Below are 5,810 nucleotides of genomic sequence, written 5' to 3' on the forward strand. Positions count from 1 at the left end.
CAACCAGAAGGGTGGGGTCGGCAAGACGACGTCGGCGGTCAACCTGGCCATGGCGCTGGCACTGCACGGTTTGAACGTGCTCCTGATCGACCTTGATCCGCAAGGCAATGCCAGCACGGCCCTCGGGGTGAGTCACACCGCCGGTACACCGTCGGTCTATGACGTGCTGCTGGGCAGCATGTCCTTGAGTGACGTTGCGGTGCAGGTGGAATCCGCTCCCTTGCTGTACTGCGTGCCCGCCACCATCGATCTGGCCGGAGCTGACATCGAGCTTGCGTCACAGGTTGCGCGTGAGCACCGGTTGCGCAGGGCGCTGGTGACCTACACGGGCAAAGCCGATTACGTCATCATCGACTGCCCGCCAGCCCTGGGACTGCTCACTCTGAATGCTCTGGTGGCCGCCAAGGAGATCCTGATCCCGATCCAGTGCGAGTACTACGCGTTGGAAGGCCTTGCGCAACTGCTCAACACGGTGGAACTGGTGAAAAGCCAGCTCAACGAAGCCCTGGAGGTGTCCACCGTGCTACTGACCATGTACGACAGCCGTACCCGGCTGGCTGACCAGGTGGCCGACGAGGTCCGCCAGCATTTTGGAGACAAGGTGATCCGGTCGGTCATTCCGCGCAATGTCCGAGTGTCGGAGGCTCCCGGCTACGGTCAGACCGTGATCACCTACGATCCGGGCTCCCGAGGCGCGGTCAGCTATCTGGAGGCAGCGCGGGAGCTCGCTGAGCGCGGTGCCGTGACACCGGAGTCGGGTGCGACGGTGAAGGACAAGGTCGCACGTGAGGAGGCTGCCGGGGATCAGGTCGCTCCGCACGAGGCCCCTCAGCACGAGGCCACTCAGCACGAAGCATCGCGGAGCGGCGGGGCAACCAACGGGTCGGCGCACGGCGAGCAGGAGCAGGAGGCCCGGTAGTGACCAAACCCCAGCGGCGTGGCGGCCTCGGACGGGGGCTGGGAGCGTTGATCCCGACCGGTCCGGCTCGGCCGGCTGACAGCGAGGCAGGTCAGACCTCAACGGACGCCGTGGGGTCGGGCGGTGAGCGACCCGCCAATGGAATGACCAGCGGCGGACCGCAGCCCACCACCTCGTCAGGTAGCGGCATCAAGGTGGTCAACCGGGTGCCGTCCTTGTCGTCGCTGTCCGCCTCCTCGGCGACGGATTTCTACTTCGATCCGGCACCGGTGCCCGGGACGACGCTGCGACAGCTGCGTCCGGACCAGATCACCACCAACCCGAGGCAGCCGAGGCAGGTCTTCGACGAGGATGCTCTGGCCGAGCTCAGTCACTCGATCAAGGAGTTCGGCGTCCTGCAGCCGATCGTGGTGCGAGCGCAGGGCGATGGCTTCGAACTGGTAATGGGCGAACGCCGCCTGCGAGCCGCCATCGCCGCCGGGCTGGAAAGGATTCCGGCGATTGTCCGGGAGACGGCCGATGACGCGATGCTGCGGGACGCGTTGCTGGAGAACATCCATCGCGCCCAGCTCAATCCGCTGGAAGAAGCGGCCGCCTACCAGCAACTGCTGCAGGAATTCGGCGTCACGCACGAGGAACTGGCCAGCAAGATCGGGCGCAGCCGGTCGCAGGTGAGTAACACGATCAGGCTGATGAACCTGTCGGTTCCGGTTCAGCGCCGGGTAGCAGCCGGCGTGCTGTCTGCCGGGCATGCCCGAGCACTGCTGGCCCTGCCGGACCGTGACCAGCAGGACGAGCTGGCGAGCCGGATCGTCGCCGAAGGGTTGTCGGTACGGGCCACCGAGGAGCTCGTCACGCTCGCCGCATCAGGCACTGTAGCTAAGACCAGGGCAAAAGTCATCAAAAGGCCCACGGCGCCGGCCTTGAATGAGCTCGCGAACAAGCTGTCGGACACCCTGGAGACGCGGGTGAAGGTCGAGCTGGGGCGGCGCAAGGGAAAGATCACGGTCGAGTTCGGCTCGATCGATGATCTGGAGCGGATCATCGCGGTGATCGCACCGCGGCTTGCGACCGCACCCGCCGCGGACCAGCCCTCCTAGGCCGGCTGGGTCGGACTCTTCGGCTACTCGGACTCGCCGGGCTGCATCCGGCCGTAGGAGACCACCTCGGCCACTGGCCGGCGCCCCCGCTTGAGCGAGGGTGACCTGCGGTCCGGTGCCGGGTGGCCAACGCTCATCACGCCGATGATCGAAAGCCGGCCCGGTACGCCGAGTGCCTTCTTGACCTCGTCGTGCCGCTCCGCCGGCACCCCGAAGAAGCAACCGGCCAGCCCGTGGTCCACAGCACCGAGCAGGATCAGCAGGCTCGCCATGCCGGTGTCGATGTGCCAATAGGGAACCGGCCAATGGGCCTCGTCCCGATCGGTCCAGCCCTTGTCGGGCTCAGCGTAGCGGCTGATATATGCACTTTTGTCAGATAACGCGAGGATGAGTACTGGTGCGGACTGCAGGCCTTGTAACCAGGCATCGGGCTCCGCGTCCGGCTCCACGGTGGCATTCCAGAACACCGACCGGTCTTCGGGGGTGTCGAGCACCAGGAAGTGCCAACCCTGGCTGAACCCCGCCGAGGGCGCCCGGATCGCCAAGTCGAGTATCTCGGCCAGCACTGACCGCGGCACCGGCCGGTCCGACTGGTAATTGCGAACCATCCGGCGCTTGCGTACCACTTCGGCGTATTCCATGCCCGATGTGTATCACGGCGGTCGCCGCGAATGCTCGGGATGGTCGCGGCCACATCAGGTGTGACACCCTCTTCCGGTGGATCTGACGCAGTCGAACAAGCTCGCCGAGGTGTGTTACGACATCCGAGGACCGGTGCTGGCCGAGGCGAAGCGGCTTGAGGCCCAGGGGCATTCCATCCTGAAGCTGAACATCGGCAACCCGGCACCGTTCGGGTTTACCGCGCCGGACGAGATCCTGGTCGACGTGATCCGCAATCTCCGGAATGCCGAGGGCTATTCCGACTCCCAAGGGGTGCTTTCGGCGCGTACCGCGATCGTCCAGCACTACCAGGACCGCGGCCTGGACTCCGGGGTCACCGTCGATGACGTCTGGCTGGGCAACGGCGTCAGCGAGCTGATCGTGATGTCGCTGCAGGCGATGCTCAACAACGGCGACGAGGTACTGATCCCGGCGCCGGACTACCCGCTGTGGACGGCGGCCACCTCGCTGTCCGGCGGCCGGCCGGTGCACTACCGCTGCGACGAATCGGCGGGCTGGCAGCCCGACCTGGAGGACCTGAGCGCCAAGATCAGCCCGCGTACCAAGGCGCTCGTGCTGATCAACCCCAACAACCCGACCGGCGCGGTCTATTCGGAGCAGATCCTGCAGGAGATCGCCGAACTGGCCCGCCAGCACAGCCTGGTGGTGCTGGCAGATGAGATCTATGACAAGGTCCTCTACGACGACGCCACCCACACGCCGTTCGCGGTGATCGCTCCGGACCTGTTCACCCTCACCTTCAACGGCCTGTCCAAGGCGTACCGGCTGGCCGGCTTCCGGTCCGGCTGGCTGATGGCCTCGGGCCCCAAGCAGCATGCCGCCAGCTACCTCGAAGGCCTCGCCATCCTGGCCAACATGCGGCTGTGCGCCAACGTGCCCGCCCAGCACGCGATCCAGACCGCCCTGGGTGGCCGGCAGAGCATCCGTGACCTGGTGCTGCCCGGCGGCCGGCTGCTCGAGCAGCGCGACGCCGCGGTGGCGGCACTGCGAGCCATTCCCGGGGTCAGCTGCGTCGAGCCCAAGGGCGCGCTCTACGTCTTTCCCCGGCTGGATCCCGAGCACTACCCGATCGCCGACGACCAGCGCTTCGTGCTGGATTTGCTGCGCCAGCAGCGTGTCCTGCTCGTCCAGGGGACCGGCTTCAACTGGCCGTACCCGGACCATCTTCGCATTGTCACACTGCCGCATGCCGACATCCTCACCGAGGCGATCGGACGGCTGGCGACATTCCTGGACAGCTACGACCCGAGTCGGCTTAGCTAGACGGCATGTCGGTGTCGCGTCGGGTAGTAGCACTCACACTCGACAATCTCGAAGACCTGCCCGCCAGTTGCCGAACCTGCCTGTTCTGGGAACTGGGTCCCCTGGCCGATCCACGGCCGATGCAGCCGGAGGAGGCGAAGCTCGCCAAGGAGGCGTGGCTGTCGGCGACGCTGTTGGACTGGGGCAGCTGCGGCAAGGTGGCCTACGTCGGCGTCGAACCGGTCGGCTACGCGATGTTCGCCCCGCCAGGTTTCGTGCCGCGGGCCATGTCGTTTCCGACTTCGCCGGTCTCCGGGGACGCGGTGCTGATGCTCACCGCCTACGTGGCGCCGCACTGGCGCTCCGGCGGCGTCGGCCGGATGCTCGCCCAGGCGGTAGCCGCCGAACTGGTCCCCCGGGGCGTCAAGGCCATCGAAGCGTTCGGGTCCACCGGGCCGACCTCGCGAGGCTGCCTGGTGCCGGCGGACTACCTGCGCTCGGTGGGGTTCAAGACGGTTCGCCCCCACCCCAGCTACCCGCGGCTGCGGATGGAGCTTCGCTCGACCGTGTCGTGGCGCTATGACGTCGAGTACGCCCTGGAGCGGATCTTCGGCACGTCCGTCGGCAAGTCGCTGACCCCGGCTCGCTGACCGCTCTCATCAAGGTGCGTGAGCGCGCCGGTGGGCAACGCGAAAGGGCCGGTCCGCCGTCGGATAACGGCAGACCGGCCCGTCGAGTCGAAGGGGTCGGCCGTTCCCCTCGGAAGTATCGGCCGCCCCTAGGAGATGTAGGCGGCCAGGTCGTTGAGCAACGCGGCCTTCGGCTTGGCGCCGACGATCGTCTTGACGACCTTGCCGTTCTGGAATACCGACAGGGTCGGGATGGACATGACCTGGTAGTCCCTGGTCACGTTCGGGTTCTCGTCGACGTTCAGCTTCACGATCTGCAACTTCTCACCGTGCTGGCTTGCGATCTCTTCGAGCACCGGGGCGACCAACCGGCACGGCCCGCACCACTCGGCCCAGAAGTCGACGAGCACCGGCTTGTCAGACTGCAGAACCTCCTTGGCGAAACTCGCATCAGTGACGGCGGGGGTGTTGGCACCCATAACGGCGACTCCTTTTGGTTCGAGAATGATGTGCTGTGGACCTAACACGGGACGGGCCGCAACCCTTCCCCGAAGCGGCTACCGGGCGGAGCCGTCTCAGCGTTCCATGGCGGCGAGTTGGGCGTCGCCGACCGACTCCAGCGCGGTCAGGAACCGCTCCGCGTCCAGCGCCGCCTGGCAGCCGCTGCCGGCCGCGGTGATCGCCTGCCGGTAGATGTGGTCGACCACGTCGCCGGCGGCGAACACGCCGGCCAGGTTGGTGCGGGTGGAACGGCCGTCGGTGAGGATGTACCCCTCGTCGTCCAGCTCGATCTGACCCTTCACCAGGTCGGATCGGGGATCGTGGCCGACGGCGATGAACAGGCCGGTGGCCTCGATCTCGCGGGTCTCGCCCGAGCGGGTGTCGCGCAGGGTCAGGCCCGAGACCTTGGCATCGCCGTGGATCTCGGCAACCTCGGAGTTCCAGGCCCACCGGATCTTGGGGTTGGCGTGCGCCCGCTCGGCCATGATCCGCGAGGCCCGCAGCGTGTCCCGCCGGTGCACCACGGTCACCGACTCGGCGAACCGGGTCAGGAAGCTGGCTTCCTCCATGGCGGTGTCGCCACCGCCGACCACGACGATGTGCTGGTTGCGGAAGAAGAAGCCGTCACAGGTGGCACACCAGGACACCCCGTGGCCGGACAGCTCATCCTCCCGGGGCACCCCGAGCTTCTTGTACGCCGACCCCATCGCCAGGATCACCGCGTCGGCGGTGAACTCG

The 5,810-nt window shown here is 66.9% G+C and carries 7 protein-coding genes; 4 read left to right on the forward strand and 3 right to left on the reverse strand.

Annotation, left to right across the window (positions count from 1 at the left end):
- Together VF542_RS07310 and VF542_RS07315 are read left to right on the forward strand one after the other, a co-directional pair.
- The coding region (locus tag VF542_RS07310; protein WP_408651039.1) for a ParA family protein at nt 1-919 on the forward strand (919 nt) is incomplete at its 5' end.
- 143 nt (nt 920-1,062) lie between these two features.
- Nucleotides 1,063-2,019, forward strand: coding sequence for a ParB/RepB/Spo0J family partition protein (locus VF542_RS07315; RefSeq protein WP_408651040.1), 957 nt, complete (start codon nt 1,063-1,065; stop codon nt 2,017-2,019).
- 23 nt (nt 2,020-2,042) lie between these two features.
- Here the strand turns inward: VF542_RS07315 and VF542_RS07320 are convergent, their stop codons facing one another.
- On the reverse strand, nt 2,043-2,660 hold the full coding sequence (locus VF542_RS07320; protein WP_408651041.1) for a nitroreductase family protein: 618 nt from the start codon (nt 2,658-2,660) through the stop codon (nt 2,043-2,045).
- A gap of 76 nt (nt 2,661-2,736) precedes the next feature.
- Here VF542_RS07320 and VF542_RS07325 point away from each other — a divergent pair, with 76 nt between their 5' ends.
- Both VF542_RS07325 and VF542_RS07330 read left to right on the forward strand, forming a co-directional pair.
- Entirely contained in the window at nt 2,737-3,963 is a 1,227-nt protein-coding gene (locus VF542_RS07325; RefSeq protein ID WP_408651042.1) for a pyridoxal phosphate-dependent aminotransferase, read from the forward strand.
- An 11-nt stretch (nt 3,964-3,974) separates the two neighbouring features.
- Nucleotides 3,975-4,592, forward strand: a complete 618-nt coding sequence (locus tag VF542_RS07330) for a GNAT family N-acetyltransferase (RefSeq protein ID WP_408651045.1) — start codon at nt 3,975-3,977, stop codon at nt 4,590-4,592.
- 128 nt (nt 4,593-4,720) lie between these two features.
- On the opposite strand, the gene trxA is transcribed toward VF542_RS07330, so the two are convergent.
- Together trxA and VF542_RS07340 are read right to left on the reverse strand one after the other, a co-directional pair.
- The gene (trxA, locus tag VF542_RS07335) at nt 4,721-5,050 is read right to left on the reverse strand and encodes a thioredoxin (protein ID WP_408651043.1); all 330 of its coding nucleotides are present in this window, start codon (nt 5,048-5,050) and stop codon (nt 4,721-4,723) included.
- Between the two features lie 96 nt (nt 5,051-5,146).
- Nucleotides 5,147-5,810: NAD(P)/FAD-dependent oxidoreductase (locus VF542_RS07340; RefSeq protein WP_408651044.1), on the reverse strand; the 664-nt coding region annotated here is incomplete at its 5' end.

It is taken from the genome of Jatrophihabitans sp. (assembly GCF_036389215.1).
GTDB lineage: Bacteria > Actinomycetota > Actinomycetes > Mycobacteriales > Jatrophihabitantaceae > Jatrophihabitans_A.

Bases quoted from the DNA above. Each gene is read 5' to 3' on its own strand.
- VF542_RS07315 (WP_408651040.1), top strand. From the start codon at position 1,063: ATGACCAGCGGCGGACCGCAGCCCACCACCTCGTCAGGTAGCGGCATC.
- VF542_RS07320 (WP_408651041.1), bottom strand. From the start codon at position 2,660: ATGGAATACGCCGAAGTGGTACGCAAGCGCCGGATGGTTCGCAATTAC.
- trxA (WP_408651043.1), bottom strand. From the start codon at position 5,050: ATGGGTGCCAACACCCCCGCCGTCACTGATGCGAGTTTCGCCAAGGAG.